Source organism: Streptomyces sp. NPDC002680 (assembly GCF_042889145.1).
GTDB lineage: Bacteria > Actinomycetota > Actinomycetes > Streptomycetales > Streptomycetaceae > Streptomyces > Streptomyces adonidis.
Genome location: NZ_JBIAQP010000008.1, coordinates 419,165 through 441,591, shown reverse-complemented (window position 1 = coordinate 441,591; position 22,427 = coordinate 419,165). Strand labels below are relative to the sequence as shown.

22 protein-coding genes are annotated in these 22,427 nt (G+C 70.1%); 14 read left to right on the top strand and 8 right to left on the bottom strand.

Annotated elements, in window-relative coordinates:
* Positions 1 to 103: 103 nt before the first annotated feature.
* Together ACFYXF_RS23330 and ACFYXF_RS23325 are read right to left on the bottom strand one after the other, a co-directional pair.
* On the bottom strand, positions 104 to 523 hold the full coding sequence (locus ACFYXF_RS23330) for a hypothetical protein (RefSeq protein ID WP_389351923.1): 420 nt from the start codon (positions 521 to 523) through the stop codon (positions 104 to 106).
* Positions 523 to 3,327 (bottom strand): RHS repeat-associated core domain-containing protein, encoded by a 2,805-nt coding sequence (locus ACFYXF_RS23325; protein ID WP_389351922.1) that lies wholly within the window; start codon positions 3,325 to 3,327, stop codon positions 523 to 525. Before ACFYXF_RS23325 ends, ACFYXF_RS23330 begins: the two co-directional genes overlap by 1 nt.
* A gap of 177 nt (positions 3,328 to 3,504) precedes the next feature.
* On the opposite strand from ACFYXF_RS23325, the gene ACFYXF_RS23320 reads away from it, so the two are divergent.
* Positions 3,505 to 4,245 carry a hypothetical protein gene (locus tag ACFYXF_RS23320; RefSeq protein ID WP_389351921.1) on the top strand — a complete coding sequence of 247 codons (741 nt, stop codon included), beginning with the start codon at positions 3,505 to 3,507 and terminating at the stop codon, positions 4,243 to 4,245.
* Positions 4,246 to 4,341: 96 nt separating this feature from the next.
* On the opposite strand, the gene ACFYXF_RS23315 is transcribed toward ACFYXF_RS23320, so the two are convergent.
* From ACFYXF_RS23315 to ACFYXF_RS23300, 4 genes are read right to left on the bottom strand one after another with little or no spacing between them, the layout of a single operon-like run.
* Positions 4,342 to 4,713 carry a fic family toxin-antitoxin system, toxin component gene (locus tag ACFYXF_RS23315; protein ID WP_389351919.1) on the bottom strand — a complete coding sequence of 124 codons (372 nt, stop codon included), beginning with the start codon at positions 4,711 to 4,713 and terminating at the stop codon, positions 4,342 to 4,344.
* Complete coding sequence (locus ACFYXF_RS23310; protein WP_389351917.1) at positions 4,710 to 4,937, bottom strand: hypothetical protein; 228 nt, start codon at positions 4,935 to 4,937, stop codon at positions 4,710 to 4,712. Before ACFYXF_RS23310 ends, ACFYXF_RS23315 begins: the two co-directional genes overlap by 4 nt.
* A 47-nt stretch (positions 4,938 to 4,984) precedes the next feature.
* Complete coding sequence (locus tag ACFYXF_RS23305) at positions 4,985 to 5,695, bottom strand: 2-phosphosulfolactate phosphatase (RefSeq protein WP_389351915.1); 711 nt, start codon at positions 5,693 to 5,695, stop codon at positions 4,985 to 4,987.
* A 52-nt stretch (positions 5,696 to 5,747) separates the two neighbouring features.
* Entirely contained in the window at positions 5,748 to 7,352 is a 1,605-nt protein-coding gene (locus ACFYXF_RS23300) for a FadD3 family acyl-CoA ligase (RefSeq protein WP_389351914.1), read from the bottom strand.
* Positions 7,353 to 7,467: 115 nt separating this feature from the next.
* Between ACFYXF_RS23300 and ACFYXF_RS23295 the strand changes: the two genes are divergently transcribed.
* From ACFYXF_RS23295 to ACFYXF_RS23280, 4 genes are all read left to right on the top strand, one after another.
* The gene (locus ACFYXF_RS23295; protein WP_389351912.1) at positions 7,468 to 8,625 is read left to right on the top strand and encodes a lipid-transfer protein; all 1,158 of its coding nucleotides are present in this window, start codon (positions 7,468 to 7,470) and stop codon (positions 8,623 to 8,625) included.
* A 22-nt stretch (positions 8,626 to 8,647) separates the two neighbouring features.
* Complete coding sequence (locus ACFYXF_RS23290) at positions 8,648 to 9,064, top strand: Zn-ribbon domain-containing OB-fold protein (protein ID WP_389351910.1); 417 nt, start codon at positions 8,648 to 8,650, stop codon at positions 9,062 to 9,064.
* Positions 9,061 to 9,834: an enoyl-CoA hydratase/isomerase family protein gene (locus ACFYXF_RS23285; RefSeq protein WP_389351909.1), complete on the top strand. Its 774-nt coding sequence runs from the start codon at positions 9,061 to 9,063 to the stop codon at positions 9,832 to 9,834. Before ACFYXF_RS23290 ends, ACFYXF_RS23285 begins: the two co-directional genes overlap by 4 nt.
* Positions 9,835 to 9,899: 65 nt before the next feature.
* A complete protein-coding gene (locus tag ACFYXF_RS23280; RefSeq protein WP_389351994.1) occupies positions 9,900 to 10,859 on the top strand; it encodes an alpha/beta fold hydrolase in 960 nt (319 codons plus the stop codon).
* Positions 10,860 to 10,887: 28 nt separating this feature from the next.
* Here the strand turns inward: ACFYXF_RS23280 and ACFYXF_RS23275 are convergent, their stop codons facing one another.
* Positions 10,888 to 11,340: a hypothetical protein gene (locus ACFYXF_RS23275; protein WP_389351907.1), complete on the bottom strand. Its 453-nt coding sequence runs from the start codon at positions 11,338 to 11,340 to the stop codon at positions 10,888 to 10,890.
* A gap of 195 nt (positions 11,341 to 11,535) precedes the next feature.
* On the opposite strand from ACFYXF_RS23275, the gene ACFYXF_RS23270 reads away from it, so the two are divergent.
* The 9 genes from ACFYXF_RS23270 (at position 11,536) to ACFYXF_RS23230 (ending at position 18,062) form a co-directional block, all read left to right on the top strand.
* Complete coding sequence (locus ACFYXF_RS23270; protein WP_389351905.1) at positions 11,536 to 12,687, top strand: sensor histidine kinase; 1,152 nt, start codon at positions 11,536 to 11,538, stop codon at positions 12,685 to 12,687.
* A gap of 10 nt (positions 12,688 to 12,697) precedes the next feature.
* Entirely contained in the window at positions 12,698 to 13,354 is a 657-nt protein-coding gene (locus ACFYXF_RS23265) for a response regulator (RefSeq protein WP_389351903.1), read from the top strand.
* Positions 13,355 to 13,524: 170 nt separating this feature from the next.
* Positions 13,525 to 13,908 carry a sortase-dependent protein gene (locus ACFYXF_RS23260; RefSeq protein ID WP_389351993.1) on the top strand — a complete coding sequence of 128 codons (384 nt, stop codon included), beginning with the start codon at positions 13,525 to 13,527 and terminating at the stop codon, positions 13,906 to 13,908.
* Positions 13,905 to 14,549, top strand: coding sequence for a class F sortase (locus ACFYXF_RS23255; protein ID WP_389351902.1), 645 nt, complete (start codon positions 13,905 to 13,907; stop codon positions 14,547 to 14,549). The genes ACFYXF_RS23260 and ACFYXF_RS23255 overlap by 4 nt, the downstream gene beginning before the upstream one ends.
* A gap of 143 nt (positions 14,550 to 14,692) precedes the next feature.
* Positions 14,693 to 15,184, top strand: coding sequence for an RNA polymerase sigma factor (locus ACFYXF_RS23250; protein WP_235477602.1), 492 nt, complete (start codon positions 14,693 to 14,695; stop codon positions 15,182 to 15,184).
* A complete protein-coding gene (locus ACFYXF_RS23245) occupies positions 15,168 to 15,743 on the top strand; it encodes a hypothetical protein (RefSeq protein ID WP_389351900.1) in 576 nt (191 codons plus the stop codon). The genes ACFYXF_RS23250 and ACFYXF_RS23245 overlap by 17 nt, the downstream gene beginning before the upstream one ends.
* A 71-nt stretch (positions 15,744 to 15,814) precedes the next feature.
* Entirely contained in the window at positions 15,815 to 16,492 is a 678-nt protein-coding gene (locus ACFYXF_RS23240; protein WP_389351898.1) for a Type 1 glutamine amidotransferase-like domain-containing protein, read from the top strand.
* The gene (locus tag ACFYXF_RS23235) at positions 16,489 to 17,493 is read left to right on the top strand and encodes a helix-turn-helix domain-containing protein (protein WP_389351896.1); all 1,005 of its coding nucleotides are present in this window, start codon (positions 16,489 to 16,491) and stop codon (positions 17,491 to 17,493) included. Before ACFYXF_RS23240 ends, ACFYXF_RS23235 begins: the two co-directional genes overlap by 4 nt.
* Positions 17,490 to 18,062 (top strand): hypothetical protein, encoded by a 573-nt coding sequence (locus tag ACFYXF_RS23230; protein ID WP_389351894.1) that lies wholly within the window; start codon positions 17,490 to 17,492, stop codon positions 18,060 to 18,062. The genes ACFYXF_RS23235 and ACFYXF_RS23230 overlap by 4 nt, the downstream gene beginning before the upstream one ends.
* Positions 18,063 to 18,120: 58 nt before the next feature.
* On the opposite strand, the gene ACFYXF_RS23225 is transcribed toward ACFYXF_RS23230, so the two are convergent.
* On the bottom strand, positions 18,121 to 22,371 hold the full coding sequence (locus tag ACFYXF_RS23225) for a carboxypeptidase regulatory-like domain-containing protein (RefSeq protein WP_389351892.1): 4,251 nt from the start codon (positions 22,369 to 22,371) through the stop codon (positions 18,121 to 18,123).
* Positions 22,372 to 22,427: the final 56 nt, after the last annotated feature.

Here is a 22,427-nt window from a genome sequence, read left to right as displayed (position 1 = left end):
TCAAGGATGCGTGGCACGGATTCCTCAAGAGCGAGGTAGCCATCGACCCTCAGGGAGCCACAATCCCACGAGTGATTGATCGCTAGTGCCGGGACTCTAGCAATCAGTGGTCTTTCCGAAGAAGTTGGATTTCCCACTCGCTATCTGGTTTGCCGGATCCTTCTCGGTCACTGTTGACGATCAACTGACCGCCAACAGTGACCTCCAGACGCCACGAACCAAGTCCGGCTACACCGCGCCGAAGGACTGCATCACCTGAAAGAGCCTTGAAGAGGAACTCTTCTGCCTGCTCTAGGGCCACTGGGGCAAAGACCCAGTCGCTGATACGTACTTCAACTGTCGGTACGGAGGGATGGCCATACACGGTGAACCACAGGGGGGTTCCTCGGCTCTGGCCTTCCCAGTCGATGGACCAGCCTCCGGACTCCGTTGTCTCCGGTTCGACGGCGCTCGGCGTGGCACCGGCTCTCGTAAGGGCCAAGACCACGGCTTCCACCCATGGAGTGGGGCTGCTCTGCTGCATCACAGGAATCCTCCGTGGAACCAGTCGTAGTGCCGGCGGAAGATCTTGACGCGGAAGACGGTGCGAGTCGCCTTCACGCCCCACTGGCGTCTGAAGCCGTGAGCACTCCATCCCATGGCGAAGCGACTCCCGCGGTTCAGCCAGCCCATACGTCCGGATCGGTGGATGTCACCGAACAGCCGACTGCCGGTTCCGATCCAGCGGGATCTCGAGGCCCACCCGCCAAATCGACTCGTGTAGGTCAATGCCTTGTACGCACGGTATCCGCGGTAGGCCCAGACTGCCTGTCCCAGACCGGGAGTGAAGCTCGCAGCAGTGGCTGCGATATCCCATTTGTGCCGCCAGGCCCACCTGCCGGCCTTACGCCACCAGCTCCTGCCATCTAGGTCGTAGTGGTTGACGGGATCGCCATTGCAGTACTCGTAGGCGTTCGCCGAGCCGCCTGGGACGGGATCGACGGACAGGAAGCGTCCGGTCGCGGGGTCGTAAAGGCGTACCCCCATGAGGACAGCGCCAGTGAGCGTTTCACCGGAGCGCTGCTTGCCGCCGAGCCAGCCGTAGCGGGTTGCCGTGGTGTCGCCCTCCAGGTTGCCGTACTCGTCATAGGCATGCGCGGTCGCTGCCTTGGAGGTGTCCAGTGGCATCTGGACGGTCACATCACCGTGGATGTCGGTCAACTGCAGGACGGCGTCACCAGTGGCGTCAGTGATCACGTCCAGATCTCCGCTGATGCCCTGCACGTTGCGGGTGAGGTCGCCGCTGGCTTCCTGGATCCAGTCGGGGCTGTCGCCGCCGTCGGCTCCGTAATGGTTGGTCTTGGACCCGGTCTGGGTCCAGGTTGCTCCGCTGTTGGTTTCGGTGGTCCAAGCGGCTAGGCGACCTGCCGCGTCCAGCGTCCAGGTCTGCCGGCTGGTACCGGAGGTCTGCTGCCGGACGAGGTCGTTGGTGTAGTAGCCGATGGTGGCGCCGGACGCCTGGGTCGTCGTGCGGCCGAAGGCGTCGTAGACCGTGCCGGAGGTGACCAGCCGGTCGGCGCTGTCGTAGGCGTACGACGTGGTGGTTGCGCCGGTGGAGGTGCAGGCCGCGCCGACGTCGCTCGTCGAGGTGGCCAGGGCGGTGCGGTTGGTGTTGTTGTCGAAGGTGTAGTCACGGCGGGTGCAGGCCCCGTCCGGGTCGGTGTCCTCCGCCCTGGTGAGGCGACCGGCCGCGTCGTAGGTGTAGGTGCGGCTGCGGCTCTGGCCCGAGGTGTTGGCGTCGGCCACGACCTGGCCCTGGATGCTCTCGTCCGTGCTGTCGGAGGCGATCACACTGTTGTCGCTGTCACGGGTGTAGACCCGGGACGTCTCCGCACCCGTCTCGTCCTGGCCGATGGTGAGGGTGTAGCCGCCGGGCAAGGCCTGGGTGGTCAGGTCGCCGTCAGCGTCGTAGGTGGCAGCGAAGGTGCCGGCGACCGAGTCGGTGCGGGAGGTTTCCAGACCGCGGGGGTCTATGTCCTTGTCGTAGGTGTAGGTGGTGGTGGACGGGGCGGAGTCGGTGGTCTTCACCGCGCGGCCGAGGGGGTCGTAGGACGTGGTGGCGGTGTTGCCCGCGCCGTCGTTGTAGGAGATCTCCCGTCCGAGGGTGTCGTAGGTGTGGGTGATGGTCTGCCCGTTGGAGGTCACGGTCGCCACGTCGCCGCTGCTGCTGTCGTACGTGGTCGTGACGTCCGGCACCGCCGTGCCCACGCCACCGCTGACCGACGTGGTCGTCAACCGGCCTGCCGTGTCATAGGTGTTGGTGGTGGTACGGGTGACGGAGTTGGCGGTCTCGGTGACCTTGGCGATGTTGCCCCACCGGTCGTACTCGATGGTTTTGGTGGGGAGCGCGGTGGGGTTGGAGCCGCCACCGGTGATGCTTGCGGCCGGCCCCGTCGAGCAGACCAGGTCCGCCCATTCGGGGCGGCCGTTGCAGGCACCGCTTCCGGTGGCCGAGTAGTACGTGGTCACCGTGGCGCCGGCGTCCGAGCCGGACGACTTGGGCAGGCTGGTCTTGATCACCCGGCCCTGGGAGTCGTACGACGTGGTCCTGGCCAGTGCCAGCCCGTTCGGGTCGGTGATGGTCCTGGTGGGCAGGCCCTTGACCCAGTCGTACTGCGTGGTGCTGGTGCGTACGTCCGCGTCCGACGGGTAGCCGTCGACATACGCGCCCACCTTGGTGGTGGTGACCTGGTTGACGACGGTCGCGGTGCCGTCGGTGGGCCGGCCCTCGTCGTAGGTGTTGACCGTGTGCTCGCGGACCGGCCACGGGGTGCCCGCGGGCAGGTCGGTGCCGCCGGAGCCCGCGGCCAATGCCGAGGTGAGCGTGACCTGGTGCAGCGGACCCTTCTCGTCGGTCTCGCGCAGACCGTCGGCGGAGTACACCGAGCGGGTGGACAGCAGTTCGGCCCGGTCATCGCTGGTCATCTTGTCGATGCTCAGCGCGACCTGTTCCGCCAGACCGGCACCGCTGGTGGCAAGCGCCAGTTCCCGGTTGCCCGCGGTCAGTTCACGCACCGTGTTGCCGAAGCGGTCGTACTCGGTGGTGCTGATGTGCCCGCCGGGCGTGGCCGTGTTCACCTCGCGGCCGGAGTCATCGGTGTAGGTGATGCCGGCCCGCAGGTAGTCGGACGCGACCAGATCACTGCCGGTGTGGGACAACGGCACCGAGTCGGCCGGGAAGACCGCGGTGGCGTCCGTGGGGACGTCGGTCTGGCCCCAGGTTCCGACGTCCGAAGTACCCATGGCGTTGGGCGCGTTGGTGCCGGTGAGCGGGACGTCGTAGACCACGCTGGTGGTCGCCGTCGTACCGTCCGTGGTGTTCTTGGTGCCCGCCGTGAGGCTGTCAATCGCGTGCCCCCACTGAGAGCGTCACCAACGCCTCTTCCAGGCCGGGACCTTGGCAGCCTTCCCCACCGACGTAAAAGGCCAGGACCAGCCCAGTCGCCAGGCCCTACGCTCCCGGGCATGACCAAGTTCTTCGCCACTGTGTGCCTGCTGCCGACGGCTCCCCGGAAGGTCCCGCAGGCAGTGGCCGCGGCCATGGCTCCCTACAACTCTGAGCTGAGCGACGAGTGGAGTCCGGACGGCCACTGGGACTGGTGGGCCATCCACTCCGGTGCGGGCAGCGCGTACCTCGTACTGCCCGAGTACGACGGCGACCGCAGACTCGTCACGGCGAGGACCGTGCCGCGCAGGAAGGCCAGGCTCGATGCCCTCGGGCCGCTGGAATGCCATGGTGGGCCTCGGGGGCTGCTCGACTTCGACGGTATGCGGAACCGAACGGGGCGCGCGTATGACGCCCTGCTCGCCGCCTGGACCGGGCTGACCGCGATACACCCGCCGGCCCGTCCGCTCACCGACTTCCTCGCCCGCCACGAGGCCGATCCCGACGGGTACTCCCTGGCGGATGCCAAGAAGGAGCATCTGGCTCAGCCGCTGGTGCAGGAGGTGGCGCAGCGGGCGGTCGCGGGAGACCCGCACTTCACCACGTCGCTCTTGCTCAGCGACCCGGTCGAGTACTTCGCACAGGACCAGGAGGAGGCCCGGCTGTGGGCTGTCCGGGGCGCCGTGCCCGGCTTCGCCCTGGTCACCCTCGACGGCTCATGGACGGACGCGGACACCGACGGCCACTGGGAAGAGGCCAACCGCCATCTCGACGACCTCGACGCCGAGACCGTCGTCGTCAACGTGCTGTGCCACTGCTGACCTCGACCCGACCGAGAAGTGGGAGCCGGGGAAGGCAATTCCGACGGGTGTTCTGTGACGACAGTCGGATCGCGCGGCGTCCGCTCGCGAAGGCCGTCACACAGCCCAGGACTTGAGCAACTCGGCCACGCTACGGACCGTGCAGCTCTCCCTCTTCAACTCGTTCGCGAGTGCGGTAACCCGCTGTTGATCGAGCTTGGCGGGAACTCCAGAGGCGATGAGGTACCCGTGAGCAGCCGCGACAGCCACCTTGAGGTTCGATCGCTCCAACCAGCGCATACGGCCCAGGGAGTGCGCGAGGGCCGCCGCCTTGGCGTACGGCCCCTGGTAGACCTCCTGTCCGACAAGCACGGCTCGTTGCCGCTCGACGGCCGCCAGGGGAACGCCGTAGTCGTCGACTGCTGGATCACCCTGCCCCGCCCGCTGCGCAACCTGCAGAATCCACGCGAGGTCGACATCAAGATTCACGTACGGGTCTCCCCCTGCTCCCCCTCGATCTCGTCCAGGAGATCGCCGTACTCATCCAGCACTTCCTGTGCGGCCGCCATGAAGACCGCACGCAGATGCTCGTTGTCGTTCCGAATGAGCTGCTCGACGTACTCGTTGACCGGTATACGCCTGGTCTCCGCCGCATGCCGGGCCATCTCGGCGGTGTCGTCGTCCATCCGGATGTTGATCTGCGTCTTGGCCATACAGGGAAGATACCACCTGATACCAATCGCGCCCACTTCGCCAGCGATCAGATCGAGGCGCCATCGGTCAACGAAGCCACGGCCCACGGACGCAGGACCATGAGCGACCCCTCCAAGGCCGCCACCATGGCAAAGGGAAACCGGTCGAGTTCAAGGCACAGGGCGACGTCGTCAGGATGGACGCCCTGGCGCACCCCCTCCGCCAGCTCGGCGGCGGCGCGCGAGTCGGCAGCGCGACGGAGGAACCCGGCAGCATCCGCCCCGGCCCCGTCGGCCCCGCCAGCTCTGGCGGCGATGTACTGAGCGCACGCCAGGTCCTCCTCGGCCTGCCCACCCTCGCCGGTGACCACGAACGTGACGCTGTCGCACTCGCCTTCCCGCAGGAGCCGAGCCGTCGCCTCCGCCACCACGAAGCCGGCGCACAGCACCAGCGACGCCTCCTTGACCGCGAGGGCTCCGACCGTCCCCGCCGTGGTCTTCTGCACGACGGTCCGCCCGCCGAGGTCGACGGACCGCAGCAGCCCCGGCGAGTTGACCATCTCGAACCCGGGCGCGGGCGGCCCGTCCTTGAGCGCCACCCAGTCGGGGTGACGAGCCTTGAGGGCCAGGGCGCCGTCCAGCGACTCGGCAAGAACAATCTTCTCCGCGCCTTGCGCGAAGACCCACGCAGCCACGGTGAAAGCACGCATGACGTCGACCACGACGGCCACGGAGGGGACTTCGGCCAGTTCGGCGATGCCAAGGAAATGAGCGTCCATTCCGATCATGATCGCGCACGCCCGACCCTAAGCACCCTGAGGGTGATGCGCGTCATATTGGCGCTCCCGGGATGCCCCTCGCCCCCCGCAATTCCCCCTTGACCACCTTCCCACTCGCATTCCGAGGCAGCCCGCTCACGAACTCCACCACCCTCGGCACCTTGTAGTTCGCCATCTCCCGCCGGGCCCAGGCGATCAGGTCGTCCCCCGTCAGAGACACCCCCGGCCGCCGCACCACGTACGCCTTCCCGACCTCACCGAGCCGCCCGTCCGGTACGCCGATCACCGCCACGTCCGCCACATCCGGGTGCAGGCCGAGGAGTTGCTCGATCTCCGCCGGGTACGCGTTGAAGCCGCCGACGATGAACATGTCCTTGAGGCGGTCGGTGATCCGCAGGTTGCCGTCGGCGTCCAGGACTCCGACGTCCCCCGTCCTCAACCAGCCCTCCCCCGTGACCGCTTCGGCCGTGCTCTCCGCGTCCTCGAAGTACCCCCGCATGACGTTGAAGCCCCGCACCAGCACCTCCCCGGGCTCACCGACAGGCGCCTCCACCTTCACCTCGGCCCCCGGTACGGCCCGCCCGGACGTCGACGCGATCACCTCGGCCGCATCCCCGCGACGGCACATCGTGACGATCCCGCTCGCCTCCGAAAGCCCGTACGCCGTCAGGACGGTGGCCACTCCCAGCTCCGTACGCAACCGTTCCACCAGCCGCAACGGCACCACCGCCGCCCCCGTCACCACCAGCCGCAGGGAAGAAAGGTCGTAGGAGTCACGCGACGGGTGGTCCAGCAGCGACTGGAGCAGAGTGGGCGGACCCGGCAGCACCGACACCCGCTCCGCCGCCACGTTCGCCAGGACCGTGTCCACGTTGAACACCGGCTGCGGAATCACCGTCGCGCCCCGCATCAGACACGCCAACACCCCTGCCTTGTAGCCGAAGGTGTGGAAGAACGGGTTCACGACGAGATAGCGGTCCCCCTCCCGCAGCCCCGCCAACTCGCTCCAGATCTCGTACGCCCGCAGCGACTGCGCATGTGTGATCACGGCCCCCTTCGGCCGCCCCGTCGTCCCCGACGTGAAGACGATGTCCGAGGGGTCCTCCCCCCGAACACCCTCCGCCCGTGCCCGTACCGCCCCCGCGTCCACCCCGTCCCCGCCCGCCAAGAAGTCCTTCCACGTACGGAATTCAGCCGGCGCGTCCTCCCCCAGCACCACCACGTCCGTCAGCTCCGGCAACCCCGGCAGGGGTCCCGAACCGCTCCCCTCCCCCGCCGCCCTCCGCAGCGACGCCACGTACGACGTGCCCAGGAACGTCCCCGTCACGAACAGCAACTTCGCCCGGCTGCGCGCCAGTACGTACGCCGCCTCCGTCCCCTTGAAGCGTGTGTTCAGCGGTACGAGCACCGCGCCCGCCGAGACCGCGCCCAGCGCGGACACCATCCAGTCCAGGGAGTTGGGCGCCCAGATCGCCACCCGGTCGCCGATCTCCACCCCGCCCGCGACGCACGCCGCCGCCGCGTGCTCCACCCGCGCGCCCAACTCCGTGTACGAGACCCGCGTACGTCCGTCCACGACCGCCTCGGCGTCGCCGTACCGCTCCGCCGCCGCCCGGACCAGCCCCGGAATGCTGCCCCACGCCAAGTCACCGCGCATCGTCGGCCTCCCCACAACATCCCACACACAAGAGCTGACTGACCGTCAGATTAGCTGTAACCTGACGCTCTGTCAGCAGCCAGCCGGGCGCTCGCGCGGAGGTGCACTCACAGCTATGGCAATTACCGTCGGCATCAAGGACGCCACCGCCATCGCCGGGATCGGACAGACCCCTTTCGCCCGCCAACTCCCCGAGAACGAGCGGACGTTGGCGTGCCGTGCGATCCTCGCCGCGCTCGACGACGCGGGCATCGCCCCCGCCGAGGTCGATGCCCTCGCCTCCTACACCATGGAGGAGACCGACGAGGTCGAGGTCGCCAAGGCGCTCGGCCTCGGTGACCTCACCTTCTTCTCCAAGGTCGGCTACGGCGGCGGCGGTTCCTGCGCCACCATCGCCCACCTCGCCGCCGCCATCGCCTCCGGCCAGGCAACGGTCGGTGTCGCCTGGAGGTCGCGGAAGAGGGGTTCCGGGCCACGGCCGTGGCGGAACACCACCGCCCAACTCCCCACCCCCGCCCAGTGGACGCGCCCCTTCGGACTCCTCCGGCCCTCCGACGAGATCGCCATGCTCACGCGCCGCCACATGCACGAGTACGGCACGACCCGCGACCACCTCTTCAACGTCGCCCTCGCCTGCCGCAACCGGGCCAACCAGAACCCGGCCGCGATCATGTACGACCGTCCGCTCACCCGCGAGATGTACATGACCTCCCGCTGGATCAGCGAACCCCTCTGCCTCTTCGACAACTGCCTTGAGACGGACGGGGCGTTGGCGTGCGTGATCGTCTCCGCCGAGCGGGCCCGCGACTGCCGGCGCGCCCCCGTCTACATCCACTCCGCCGCCCAGGGGCTGCCCGCCCAGCACCACGGGATGGTCAACTACTGGAACGACGACCCACTGACCGGCCCGGCCTGGGCAGCCGCCCGACACCTCTGGAAACACGCCGACTTCACCCCCGACGACGTCCAAGTCGCCCAGATCTACGACGCGTTCACCGCCCTCATCCCGCTCTCCCTGGAGGGCTACGGCTTCTGCGGACGCGGTGAGGGCGGCGCCTTCACCGAGGGCGGCGCCCTGGAGATCGGCGGCCGACTGCCGATGAACACCGGCGGGGGCGGCCTCAGCGAGGCGTACGTCCATGGCTTCAACCTCATCAACGAGGGCGTACGGCAACTGCGCGGCACCAGCACCGCCCAGGTCCCCGGGGCCACCACCTGCCTGGTCACGGCGGGTGAGGGCGTCCCCACCTCCGCCCTTCTGTTGAGAAGTTGAGAGCCCGAGGAGTTGAGTTGAGATGCTGACACCGGTCGTCGACGAAGACGGCGCCCCCTTCTGGGGGTACGCCGCCCAGGGCGAACTCCGCGTCCAGACCTGCGCCGACTGCGCCGAACCCCGCTTCCCGCCCCGCCCCTGCTGCCCCCACTGCCAGTCCTTCGCGAGCGAGTGGCGCCAGGTCAGCGGACGCGGACGCGTCTGGTCGTACGTCGTCCCGCATCCGCCGCTCCTCCCGGACTACGCCGAGCTGGCCCCGTACAACGTGATCGTGGTCGAGCTGGCGGACGCGCCGCGTATCCGGCTGGTCGGCAATCTGGTCACGGGCCCCGACGCGCCCCTCAACTCCCTTCCCCCCGACCGGATTCGCATCGGGGCGCGGGTGCAGGTGGTATTCACGCGAGCCGGGCTTCCGCAGTGGGTCCTGGAGCGCCCGTGAGCAGCCTGAGTCTGTCGGCCGACAAGGACACCGGAGTCGCCGTCCTCACCCTCGACCGGCCGCGGAAGCTCAACGCCATCGACCTCGCCACCGCCGCCGAACTGGCCGCCACCTGGCGGGAGTTGCGCTTCGACGACACCGTACGGGCGGTGGTCCTGACGGGCGCAGGCCCGCGCGCCTTCTGCACCGGGCTCGACCGCACCGCGATCGTCCCGCAGCCCAACTCCCCCTACATGGTGGACGATCCGCTGGAGAGGATCGGGCCGAAGGCCAACGACCTCTGGAAGCCGGTGATCGCGGCGGTGAACGGTATGGCCTGCGGCGGCGCCTTCTATCTCCTCGCGGAGTCGGAGTTCGTCGTCGCCGACCCGGCCGCGACCTTCTTCGATCCGCACACCACGTACGGCATGGTCAGCGCGTACGAGACGATGGGCATGGCGCAGCGGATGCCGTACGGGGAGATCGCGCGGATGGCGCTGATGGGGACCGCGGAGCGGGTGTCGGCGGCGCGGGCGTACGAGATCGGCCTGGTCAGTGAAGTCACCGCGCCCGGTGGGGTGTTGGCGGCAGCGGTGGAGTGCGCCCGGGTCATCGCGTCGTATCCGCCGGAGGGGGTGCAGGGGACGGTTCGGGCGGTGTGGGCGGCGAAGGAGGCGGCCCGTGCGCATGCCCTCGCCTACGCCCCGCACCTGGTGCGACTGGGCAACCTCCCGGGGGAGCGGCAGGCGGAACTGTTCGCCGCCCGGACCCCGGATTTCCGGTTGCGATAGCAACGCATACCCTTTGCATCATGGCTGAGAACCACGTAGTGAACCGCACAGCGGTCGAGCACCGCATGGTGGACGTGAACGGCATCCAGCTGCACATCGCGGAGGCCGGCGAGGGCCCGCTGGTCGTCCTGCTGCACGGTTTCCCCGAGTCCTGGCACTCCTGGCGCCACCAGTTCGGCCCGCTGGCCGCCGCCGGTTTCCGGGTCGTCGCCCCCGACCAGCGCGGATACGGCGGCAGCGACCGCCCCGAGGACGTGTCCTCGTACAGCGTCCTGCACCTGGTCGGAGACGTGGTCGGGCTGATCCACGCGCTCGGTGAGGAGACGGCGTACGTCGTCGGGCACGACTGGGGCGCGCCCGTGGCCTGGCACACCGCGCTGCTGCGCCCTGACGTCGTGCGCGGGGTGGCGGGTCTGAGCGTGCCGCCGCCGTTCCGGGGCGACCGCCCGCCCCTGGGCGTGATGGAGGCGATGTTCGGCGGCCGTTTCTACTGGAACTACATCAACCGCCCCGGGGCCGCCGACGCCGAACTGGCCCGCGACCCGCGCACCGCCCTCCGCAAGTGCCTGTACGCCTTCTCCGGCGACGGCCCCGACGCGGGCACCGGCAAGCAGCCGCTGGTCGAGCCCGGCCAGGGCTGGCTGGACACGATGCCCGACCCGGAGCGACTCCCGGCCTGGCTCACGGAGGCGGACCTCGACCACCTCACCGACAGCTTCGCGGGCAGCTTCACCGGCGCCCTCGACTGGTACCGCAACATCGACCGCAACTGGGAGCTGACGGCGGCCTGGCACGGGGCGGTGGTCACCACGCCCGCGCTGTACGTGTACGGCGACAAGGACCTGGTGCCGGCGTTCCCGGGCACACCCCAACTCATCGAGCGGCTCCCGGAGTTGATGCCGAACCTGCGGCGCCCGCCGGTGGTGTTGGAGGGCTGCGGCCACTGGACGCAGCAGGAGCGGCCGGAGGAGGTCAACGCGGAACTGGTCCCGTTCCTCACAGAGTTGAGGGACGGCACGAGCTGAGTTCGTCGCGCGAATCCGTACGCCGGCTTCAGTTGGCGTAGATGACGTGCACACCGCCGGCCATGACCGTGCAGACACCCCCCGTGCCCCTGCCTTCGCGGACCCAGATCTGCCGCACGCTCGATGCGAAGGTGTGGAACACGTCCCACTCGGCGCCGACTCCGCCGTAGTTGTAGAACCACTCGTCGCGGGAATTGCCGTCCGCGTAGGTGGCGTGGATCTGCACGCAGGCCGACATGCCGTCCTTGGCGGTGTCCTTGAGATACGTCCGAACATCCACCCGGCCGGCAGCGTCGCCGGATGTGATCAGGCACGTCGTCCCGTGCGCGTACGCCCCGGCGATGTCACCCGGGGTGCCGGTGGCTCCCCAGCCGTCGCATATCGCTGCCGCGGCGGCACCGGCGGGCGCGGCGGCGACCAGACCGCCGCCGAGCAGGGCGGCCGTCGTGGCGGCGACTGCGAGGGCTCTGCGTACGGACATGGGTGTTCCCTTCATTTGCGTTCCCTTCATGGAACGGATGCTGGTCCAAGACGCTATGGGCGGGCCTCGTGCGGGTCGTCCCACGCTGGTTGGCACTCCGGGCCGACCCGGCGTGGTAGCAACACGGTTCCTGCGACTTCCGCGGTACCGCCGAAGGTTGACGCCATCCGCCGGGTCTGGCCCTACGCTGCTGCGATGCGGATCCGCCCCCTTGCCGTCGACGCGCTGATCGTGGCGGCGCTGACCGGTGTGGCCCTACTGCTGGGGCCGGAGGCCGCGCGGCAGGGGCAGAATCCGCTCGACGCGACCGCCTACGCGCTGGTCGTACTGGTCCACCTGCCGCTCGTCCTGCGTGGCCGGGCCCCTGTCGTCGTCTGCTGCCTCGTGCACGCGATCTGGCTGGTGTACATCACCGCCGGCTACTGGCCCGTGGTGTGCAGCTTCGGACCCATGCTCGGCGTCTACACCGTCGCCTCCGTGCGAGGGCCGCGCGTCTCCGTCGCCTGTGCCGCGCTGATGGGCGCGACCTGGATCTACGCGGGCGCGGTGAGCTACACCGACGGCTGGCCGGCCGTCGTCGCGCAGGCCGTGGTCTACCCCACGATCCTGTGGCGCTTCGGCGCCCTCGCCCGCCGCGCGGCCGAACTGACCCGGCAGCTGCGCCGGGAACAGGCCGAACGGGCCCGGCGCGAGGTGGCCGAGGAACGCGGCCGGATCGCCCGCGAACTGCACGACGTGGTCGCCCACCACATCTCCGTGATCTCCGTGCAGACCGGTCTCGCCCGGTTCGTCTTCGACACCGACCGCCAGACCACGCGTACCGCCCTCGACACGATAGAAGCCACCGGCAAGGAGGCCCTCGAAGAGCTGCGCCGCATGCTCATGGTGCTGCGCGCCGCCGACGACGGCGCCCCCGCGGGCCCGATGCCGGGCCTGGCCCGCCTCGGCGAGATGACCGAACGCGTCCGCGCCGGCGGGACCCGGGTCGCCCTGACCGTCGAGGGCACCGAGCGTCCCCTGGCGCCCGGCGTCGAACTGTGCGCCTACCGGGTGGTGCAGGAGGCACTCACCAACGTCCTCAAGCACGCGCCCGGCGCGAGTGCGCAGGTACGGCTGAGGTATGAGCCGCACCAGGTGACGGTTTCGGTCACGGACGACGGAGAGGGGGTGATTCCGGCCAGAGTACGAACCGGTGGCGGACACGGCTTGCTCGGTATGCGGGAGCGGGCCAAGCTCTACGGCGGGGAGATCGACATCGGCCCGCAGGACCAAGGTGGCTTCGCCGTACGGCTGATCCTGCCGACCTCGGCGCGGGCCGCACAGCAGGGGGACGACACCACTACATGACCACCACTGCATGACCACCGTGCTCGTCGTGGACGACCAGTTCCTCATCCGGGCCGGCCTGGTGGGGCTGCTGCGTGCCGCACCCGGCATCGAGGTGGTCGGCGAGGCGAGCGACGGCGCGGAGGGCGTGTTCCTGGCCGCCCGGACCGCCCCCGAGGTGATCCTGATGGATGTGCGGATGCCCGGCATGAACGGCATCGAGGCCACCGAACGCATCCTCGCCGAGGCCGGCGACCCACCGCCCCGGATCCTGATGCTGACCACCTTCGACCTCGACGAGTACGTGTACGGAGCGCTGCGCGCCGGAGCCTGCGGGTTTCTGCTCAAGGACTCCGGCCCGGAACGGCTGCTGGCCGCCGTGGCCGCGATCGCCGGTGGCGACGCGCTCTTCGCACCCAGCGTCACCCGCCGCCTGGTGGAGGCGTACGCCCGGCAGACCGCCTGCGAACAGCCCCCCGATCTCCAGGCGTTGACCGCCCGCGAACTGGAGGTCCTGAAACTGATCGCACGCGGCCTGTCCAACCTGGAGATCGCCGAGCGCCTCTACATCAGCGAGGCGACCGTCAAGACCCACCTCAACCGCACGATGACCAAACTCGACCTGGGCAGCAGGGCACAGGCCGTGGTGGTGGCGTACGAGTCGGGGCTCGTGACCCCGGGCGGATAGCGGCCGGGCGACCTGTCCGGTGCCGGTCAGTGGACGTGGACGCGGGCCTCACCGAGACCCCGGCGACTTTGCCAGCTCTTTACAACCCGCTCCCCGGCTGCCTCGTCTCTTCGCACGATCCGTCACTTCCGGGCGGACCGACGAAAGAGAGCGAATCCATGCGCCGTACCGTGCGCCGTACTGTCCTCAGCGCCGTGGCACTCGCGGCCACCGCCGTACTGGCGGGCACCGCGCCCGCGTTCGCCGACGACACCGCGACCCCGGTGCCCAGCACCGCGCCGACCGAGGCCACCCCGGTCCCGAGCGCCGAGCCGACCCAGGCGCCGGCCGACGAAGCCAGCCCGGTGCCCAGCGAGGCGCCCACCACCGACCCCAACCAGGAGCCGGCCCAGGTCGCCGAGGTGCCGAATGGCGCCCCGAACACCGGTGTGACGCCGGCCTCGTCGGACTCCGGCACGCCGGGCACGCTGATCGGCGGAGGCGTCGCCGCCGCGTTCGCCCTGGGTGGCGCGGCCGTGTTCGTCGTACGCCGTCGGCAGGCGACCGGGGCGTGACCGTGCTCTCCAGGCGCGCCTTCGGCACGGCGGCCACGGCTGCCGCGGCCGCTCTGCTCGTGGGCTGTTCCTCCGACGGCGAGGGCGTACGGACCACCGGGACCGCGCACCCCGGTACCACCCCGCCGCCGTCGGCCTCGTCCTCCACGAACACCTCCGCCAAGTCGGTGCGGGCGGTGGGCCGTTCGGCCCCGGTCCGGCTGCGGATCCCCGCCATCGGGGTCGACACCCCGGTCATGCGGCTGGGGCTGGCCCCGGACCGCACCGTGCAGGTGCCGCCGGTCACCGATCACGACCAGGCGGGCTGGTACGAACAGTCGGCGACGCCGGGACAGACCGGCCCGTCGGTGATCCTCGGGCATGTGACGGTCGGCTCGTACGGGGACGGTGTCTTCCACGACCTCGGGCGGCTGCGCCGGGGCGAGAAGATCGTGGCGCGCCTGGAGAACGGCACGGAGACGGAGTTCACGGTGACGTCCCTGCGGACGGTCGCCAAGGCCGACTTCCCGGCGGACGACGTCTACGGGAACGTGGACCGCCCCGAGCTCCGGCTCATCACCTGCGGCGGCCCGCGGGACGAGAACGGCTACCTCGACAACGTGATCGTCTTCGCCGCGCTGACGTCGTCGACGAGCCCGTGAGCGTATCCGCGCAGAAAACAGAACGGCGGTCCGGCGGAACGTACGCCGCCGGCCCGCCGTCCTCCCCCACGAGGGCCACGAGTGCCACGAGTGTGACGAGTGTGACGCCGGTGGCAACAGGTCTGACAGCACCATGGAGAGCGTTGAAACGGTCCCGCGACAAGGCAGCGTCCGAGCTGTTCGCCGCCCTCTACCCGCGCCTGGCCGGCTGGGTCCGCCGACTCGTCGACGACGACGAGACGGCCCACGAGATCGCCTCGGAGGCGTTCACCCGCCTGTGGGCGCGCTGGACGTCGGTGGAGGAGCCGCGCGGCTTCCTCTATGTGACGGCGGCCAACATCGTCCGGGACCACTGGCGCAAGATGGAACGCGAGCGCAAGGCGATGCGCCACGTGACCACGGAAGCCGCCCTGCTCACGCACACCGACCCGGCGGACCCGTCCATCCGCATGCTGGTCCAGTCGCTGCCGGAACGACTCCGCGTCCCGATCCTCCTGCACTACTACGCTGACATGCCGATCCGGGACGTGTCCGCGCTGACCGGACGCAAGGAAGGAACCATCAAGGCCGACCTCCACGCGGCCCGAGAACTGCTCCGCGCCCACCTGAGGAAAAGCCTTGACCACACGCTTTGACGACGAAGAAGACCCGGAATCCGGACCGTTCGACCCGACCAGCCCCGAGCACGCCCCGGACGACCCCCTCCTGGTCCTCCTCGGCCCCACCCCCACCTATCTGGGCGCACCCCCGGGCCGCTACGAGGAGATCCGCCGCACCGCGACCCGGCGCCGCCGGACCCGTACGGCGGCCGGAGTGGGCGCGGCCTGCGCCATCGCCGCGCTGATCGTGCTCCCCCTCAACCTGATGGCGTCAGGGGAGTCCCCCCGCTCCCCCACTCCCCCCATGGCCCCACCTGTCTCGACGGTCCCGGCAACACCCCCCGTCACCGACGGCACCACCGCCCCCACGCCGTCGCCCTCCGCCTCCGCCTCCGCCTCGGCCTCCCCCGAACCCGCGACGGCTGTCCCCTCCGACGACCCCTCCGGGGCGTCCCTCGCCCCGCCCGAGCAGACACCGGTGCCGACTCCGGCGGCCTCGACGGACGCGAGCCCGGCGGGGACCGAGCCGACGGAGAGCGTGCCGGAGAGCATCGCGGAGCCCACGGCGACACCGGACAGCACGACGGCGTCGTAGCCGGTCGTACGCGCGCGGTGGCTGCCGGCCGATGCGTTGCGGGCGCCCGGCAGCCGTGATTGGCTCCCCCGGTGAACCTTCTGCTGACGGCGAGCGGCCTGCGCAACGCGACACTGCGGGACGCGCTGCGAGACCTGCTGGGAAAGCCGTTCGCGTCGGCGAACATCGTCTACGTGCCCACGGCATCCGTCGCCGAGCCCGGTGACCACGGTTGGCTGATCGCGGACATGAACCGCCTGCACACGCTCGGCTGGCGGGAGTTCGACATCCTGGAACTGAACGGCCTGCCCCGGCGACTGGTGCGCGACCGGCTGGCACACGCCGACGTCATCTACGTCAGCGGCGGAAACCACTACCACCTGGCGCGCAGCATCACCGGCAACGGTCTGGCGGAGGACTTCCTGGAGCTGCTGGAGAGCCGGGTCTACGTCGGACTGAGCGCCGGATCGATGATCTTCAGCCGGAACCTCACCGCACACTCCGCCGACGTCATCGGGGACACCGCGGACCTGCACGTGCTCGGCGCGACGACGGTGGAGCCGCCGTTCGGCCTCTACGACTGGTATCTGAAGCCGCACCTGTACTCGCCGGACTTCCCGGAACGCGACGACGCCTGGGCCGACCGCATCATCGAGCGCGCGGACTTCCCGGTCTACTTCATCGACGACGACACAGCGGTCCGCGTCACCGACGGCAAGGTGGACGTCGTCTCCGAGGGCCGATGGCGGTTCGGGGCGGGCACGGGATGATCGGGACGGTGTTCCGCAGCGAGGACGTGCCCGCGGCGGACAGGTTCGACCACTGGCGGGAACTGATCGCCCGTACGCGCTCGAACGATTTCATCAGCACCCACGCGGCCGAATTCTGGGGAGAGTTACGGCTGTTGGAGCTGGGCCCGGCGACGGTGATGAAGGTGTCGTTCCTGCCGACGAGGTTCCGGCGCAGCACACGCATGGTGCGCCAGAGCGACCGGGAGCTGTACCACCTGACGCTGATGCTGGACGACGGAATGGCCCTGGACCACGCGGGCCGGACCACCGGGTTCGCCCCCGGCGACCTGCACATCGTCGACAGCTCGCGCCCGTACGACTTCCGCCCGGCGGACGACCGCGAACGCAGGGTCGTCAGAGGCATAGGCCTGGACATCCCCAAAGCCCTGCTGCCTCTCCCGCCGCACCGGGTACGGGAGTTGCTGAACCGGCGTCTGCCGGGCCACGAGGGAATCGGCGCCCTGCTCGCCGACCACCTCACCGGCCTGCACCGCCAGGCCGACACCCTCCAGCCCGCCGACGCGCCCCGCCTGGGCAGGGTCGTCCAGGATCTCCTGACAGCCTGGCTCGCCCAACTCCTGGACGCGGAGGCAGCCTTGCCCCCGGAGACCCGCCAACAGGCCCTGACGGAACGCATCCGCGCGTTCGTCCAGCAGAACCTGCACGACCCGGAACTGACGCCCCCCACGATCGCCGCCGCACACCACATCTCCGTCAGCTACCTGCACCGCGTCTTCCAGCAACAGCAGACGCAGGGCGAGACGGTAGCGGCGTGGATACGCGGCCAACGACTGGAAGGCGTACGCCGGGACCTGGCGAACCCGGCCCTCCGCAGCACCCCGATCCACGTGATCGCGGCCCACTGGAACTTCCCCCGAGCCGCAGACCTCACCCGCGCGTTCCGCGCCGCGTACGGCGTCTCGCCGAAGGAGTACCGGCTCCGGGCGCTGTCCCAATTTCGACCGGAGGACCCGGCTTGACGCGCCGTAAGAAAACCGGCTGGTGCATCATCACTCCCCTCCTGACGGCCGCGTTGGCGACCGGAGCACTCACCGGCTGCCGGCCCCTGTCGGACGCCGTGTCCGCCTCGGGCTGCGAGGGCACCGAGAGCAGGCTCGACAAGCTGAGGTCGTACGGCATTCTCGACTCGCTCCCCCAAGGGGCAGCCGTCCCCCAGGGCTTCGAGGACCTCGACTCCGGCTGCTGGGAGGACAGCGGCGAGGCATGGCTGTACGCCGAGCGGACGTACGTCTTCCCCGGCGACGGCGACAGGGCCGACGTGACCCGGCACTACCGGGCGGCAGCGGAACGCGAGGGCTGGAAGCTGTCCCAGTCGACCCGCCCGTCCGCGAAGGAGGACCGGCCCACGAGCCTGTGCTTCACCCGGGGCGCGGCGGACACCTCGACGACGCTGGACGTCTACTTCCTTACCGAGGAGATCCTCGACACGGAGGAGCGCGAGCCCGGGCCCGAATTTAACTCCGGGGCGGGCTATCGCGTCGCCGTCACCGCCACGGCCGACGGTTCCGCGACCAGTTGCTCGGCCTGAGGTCGGTCGAGCATGCGACCTGGCAACAGGACTCGCTCCGGCTCGGTCTCCAGAACGGTCAAGTCGCGGTCAGTTGCAGGTCGGCCGTCGTGGCGTGGCCCGGCTGCAGGGGCACCTCCTTGGCTGACGGGCGGTGGGCGGTGGCCGAGGCCGTGATTCGCAGTGGGCTCTGGCGGGCGTCCAGCCAGAGGTCGTAGTGGCCGTTCGAGTCGGTGCGTACGGTGTGGGCGAGGCGGGCGCAGCCGGTCGGTCCGGCGTGCGCCGCCGGGCAGATCAGGACGGTGGCCCCGGCGAGCGGCGCTCCCGTGTGTCTGTCGGTGATCGTTCCGGAGAGATGGCCCCAGGTCCGCGGGATCGTGACCTTGAGGCTGACCTTGACCGATGCTCCGGCGTAGGGGGCGTCAGTGCTGTAGGTGAGCCGCGCGGTGTAGGTGCCGGCCGTGGCGACGGCGGAGGCGTCCGCGCGGACGGTGACCGTGGTGGAACGGCCGGGGGCGAGGTCGAACGAGGTCCTGTCCGTCGACAGCCAGGTGACGTCGTCGCCGTCGCACTGGTCGTGCCCGGGCAGGACCTCGGCCGAGGAGGCGGTGTCGGCGAGCGAGATCAAGCCGCCGACGCGGTAGATCCCGCAGCCGCCGCCGGCCCGGAAGACGGCGGAGGAGGCGTTGGGCAGGTCGGACCAGGTGTTGGACACCGGGTCGTACTCGACGACGGTGTTGACCGCGTCCCGTCCGGCGATGCCGCCGACAGCCTGGAGTTTGCCGTCGTTCCCACTCGCGATGGCGCCCCAGCGTGTGTCGGGCATGTCGGCCGCGCGGGTCCAGGTGTCGGCGGAGGGGCTGTAACGGTAGGTCTGTCCGTTGGCCTCGCTGCGATTGATGCCCCCGGCGCAGACCAGTTCACCGGTGATGCCGGTGCAGGCCGCGCGTTCCACGGGGAACGGGTAGTCGGCGCGACGGGTCCAGGTGTCGGTGGCCGGAGTGTAGCGGTAGACGGTGCTGACCATGTCCGTACAGCCGGATCCGGTGCAGCCTCCGATGACGTACAGGCTGCCGTCGAGGACGGTCACATTGGGCATGCCGACCGCCTGGGGCAGATCCGTGAGGCGGGTCCAGGTGTCGGTGGTGGGGTGGTACGCGTAGAGCGAGGCGCTGGCATGGTCCCCGGCCCAGCCGCCGGCGACGTACATGGTCCCGTTGATGAACGCCCCGCCGGGTGACTCCAGGGCCTCGGGGAGGTCCGCGATGGGCGTCCAGGCGTCGGTGGACGGGTCGTGCACATAACTGTGGGTGAGGTACTGCCCGTTGAAGATTCCGGAGACTCCGGCGACGGAGTAGACCTTGCCCTGGTAGGTGCCCACCGCGTTGTCCATGACGGGCTCGGGGTAGTCGGCGATGCCGGTCCAGGGGCCGGTCGATCCCGCTGCCGATCCTGATGCCGATGCCGTGGTCGTGGAGGTGGAACTCATCGGTCCTGGTGTGTAGTTGCCCCTGACGCGCAGTGTCGGAGCGCCTGCCGAGGAGTCCGACGTGGTCGTGGGTGTGCCGTCCGGTGAGGTGTAACCGGTGCTCTGCTCACCGAGGTTGACGTGCAGCGGCGCCTGTCCCCTGTTGGTGAAGGTGACCTTCTTGCTGCCTGATCCGCCGAGCGTCTCGCTGACGGAGAGGGCGTCCGAACTCACCGCCAGGCGGCCCGCCTTGAGCGTGCGGTCGAACCGGTTGATCTTGTCCGGCCGCGTGGTGAGGGTGCCGGTCGAGGTGGTGTAGCGGGCGGCGGCCGTCCGGTACGTGTGACGTCCGGTGGGCTCGCTGAACAGCCAGTAGTAGCCGTCGGCCAGCGCCAGGTCGTCGGGGGTCGCCACGGTGGTCGCCGTCGCGTACTTGTCCGCGGTGTCGGTGACGGTGGCGGGCGTGACGGTGTCGCCGGTGTTGCCGTCGACGACCTTTCCGGCGACGATGCCTCCGCTCACGGCCGCGCAGGAGCCGACGGTGACCGTGTCGAGCTGCCAGATCGACAGGCCGCTGCCGGAGTAGTGGAAGCGCACCTTCACGTGCTTCGCGTTCGCCGCCCGGGGCAGGGGAACCTCGACGTGGCCCAGGTACTCGGCCGTGTCCCGGTGCCACACCGTGGTCCACGTCGCACCCGAGTCGAGGCTGAGGTCGACGTCGGCCACCGAGTCCTTGCTGGGGGCGTAGAGGGCGTCGAAGCCGAGAACGGGTGAGTTCTGGCCTGCCAGGCTGAAGACGGGCGAGACGAGTTCGGTGTCCTCGTGGACACCGCCCCGGCCCCAGGGGTCGGCGGTGGCCCAGTTCCCGGTCCCGCCCGTGTAGTTGGCCAGCAGGCTGTCGGCGAAGTCCCAGGCGGCGCCGCTCGTCCCGTGGTCCACGACCGTCCAGCCGTGCTCCGGCGTGGTGCCGGTCCACCCTTCGAAGTCGGCCCCGGCCGGGTAGGCCTGGCCGGGCGCGACGCAGGCCTTCAGGTCCACGCCCGGGGCCACGTCGGTACGTACGTCGGCCGTGCCCACCGGGACGCTCAGGTCCGTGCTCCGGTAGCCGGGGTAGACCGGGGCCACATGGACGTCGTACGTGGCCTTCTCCGGAAGTTCCACGCTGTACTTGCCGGTGTAGGGGTCGGTGTAGAGGGCGCCGTTCGGATAGCCGTCGATGGTGATCTTCGAGTACAGGGGCCAGCCGTGCCCGCCGCCGTCCTTCACCGTGCCGGACACCGTGCGGGTGCGCAGTTTCACCAGGGCCAGGTCGGCGGTGGTGCTCTGGTTCTCGGCGACGCTCACCCCGGAGCGGGTGTTCTCTTGGTAGCCGAAGTCGGTGGCGGTGATCCGGTAGTCGCCCACAGCCACGGGGAGGCTGTACGCGCCGTCGGCGTCGGTGGTGACGCGGTACTCCCGACCGCCTGCCGCTACTCCTGCTGCTGTTCCGGTCGCTGCTCCTGCCGCCTCCTCGGAGATGGTCAGCGCCGCACCGGCGAGCGGGGCGCCGGACCTGCTGTCGGTGACTCGTCCGGACAGCGTTCCATGGACGCCGAAGGCCAGCGCGGACACGCCGACCGGGGTACCGAGACCGGTCGGGCCGTCCCAGCCGGTGCCGGCGGTGCACGTCACGGTGGAGCAGTCGTCGTTGGAGCCTGTCGTCACATCGGTCAGCCCGGAAGCATTGATGTACGGGTAGGTCACCGGGTAGGTGTCCTCGACGGGGGTGCCCGCCAGCGCGTACATCGCCGCGATCAGCGGCGCGGAGAGGCTGGTGCCGCCGACCTGCAGCCAGCCGTCCTGGCCCACCGTGTGGTAGACGGCCAGGCCGGTCGCGGGGTCGGCGACCGCGGAGACGTCAGCCGTCGCCCGGGTGTCACAGCCGGTGGCGAGCCCTCTCTGATAGGCGGGCTGGGCCTCGTACAGCGAGCAGCCCGATCCGCCGGAGGTCCAGGCGGACTCCGTCCAGCCGCGCTCGGTGTCCTCGCTGCGGGTCAGCCGGGTGCCGCCGGCGGCCACCACGTTGGGGTTGGTGGCGGGCCAGTTCTGGACATGGCCGGTGTCGCCGGTGGACGCGACCACGGCCACACCGGGATGGTCGTAGTGGTGGTCGTACGCGGTCTGGAAGGCGCCCTCGCCGGGGAGACCGTAGGAGTTGGAGACGTACTTGGCGCCCAGGCGTACGGCGGTGTCGACCGCGGCGCCCAGGTCGTCCAGGCTGGCCGAATCACCCTGCACAAGAAGGATGTCGCACGCCGGACAGGCTGCGGAGACGGCGTCGAGGTCGAGCGCGGTCTCCAGTGCCCAGCCCGCGTCGTCGGCGGGGTAGTCCGTGCCGCCTCGCTGATCGACCTTGCGGAAGCAGCCGTTGGCGGTGGTGCACTCGGGCAGCCCGTAGTGCTTGCGGTACTCGGCCAGGTCGGCCTCGGCGTGGGAGTTGCCGTACGCGTCGACGATCGCCACCGTCCGCCCCTCGCCGCCGGCGGGAAGGTCGTAGGCCGCCTGGATGTCGGCCGGGCCCAGCGCCTGGGACGGGGGCGCGCTCGCGTGCGGCTCGACGATGTGGTCGGAGCCGGTGACCACGTCGGCGAAGCACTGGGCCACGCCGTCCTCGACGCTCGGGTTGTTGCAGCCGGCCGGGACGTAGTTCTGCGGGACGTTGTCCTGCGGCACGGCGTTGAGCAGGTCGGAGGCCCTGGAGGAACCGGGGGTGGCCGCGGCGGCGGTGGCCGGCGGTGTCGCGGCGAGAGCCGCGGCGCCGAGACAGCCGGCTATGAGAAGGGAGAGGGGTGCGCGTACGCGCGCACGTCTTGAGAACAGCAAGCTTGAGGACAGCAAGCTTGAGGGCAGCAAGGGAGACAGCAAGGAGCACCCTTTTC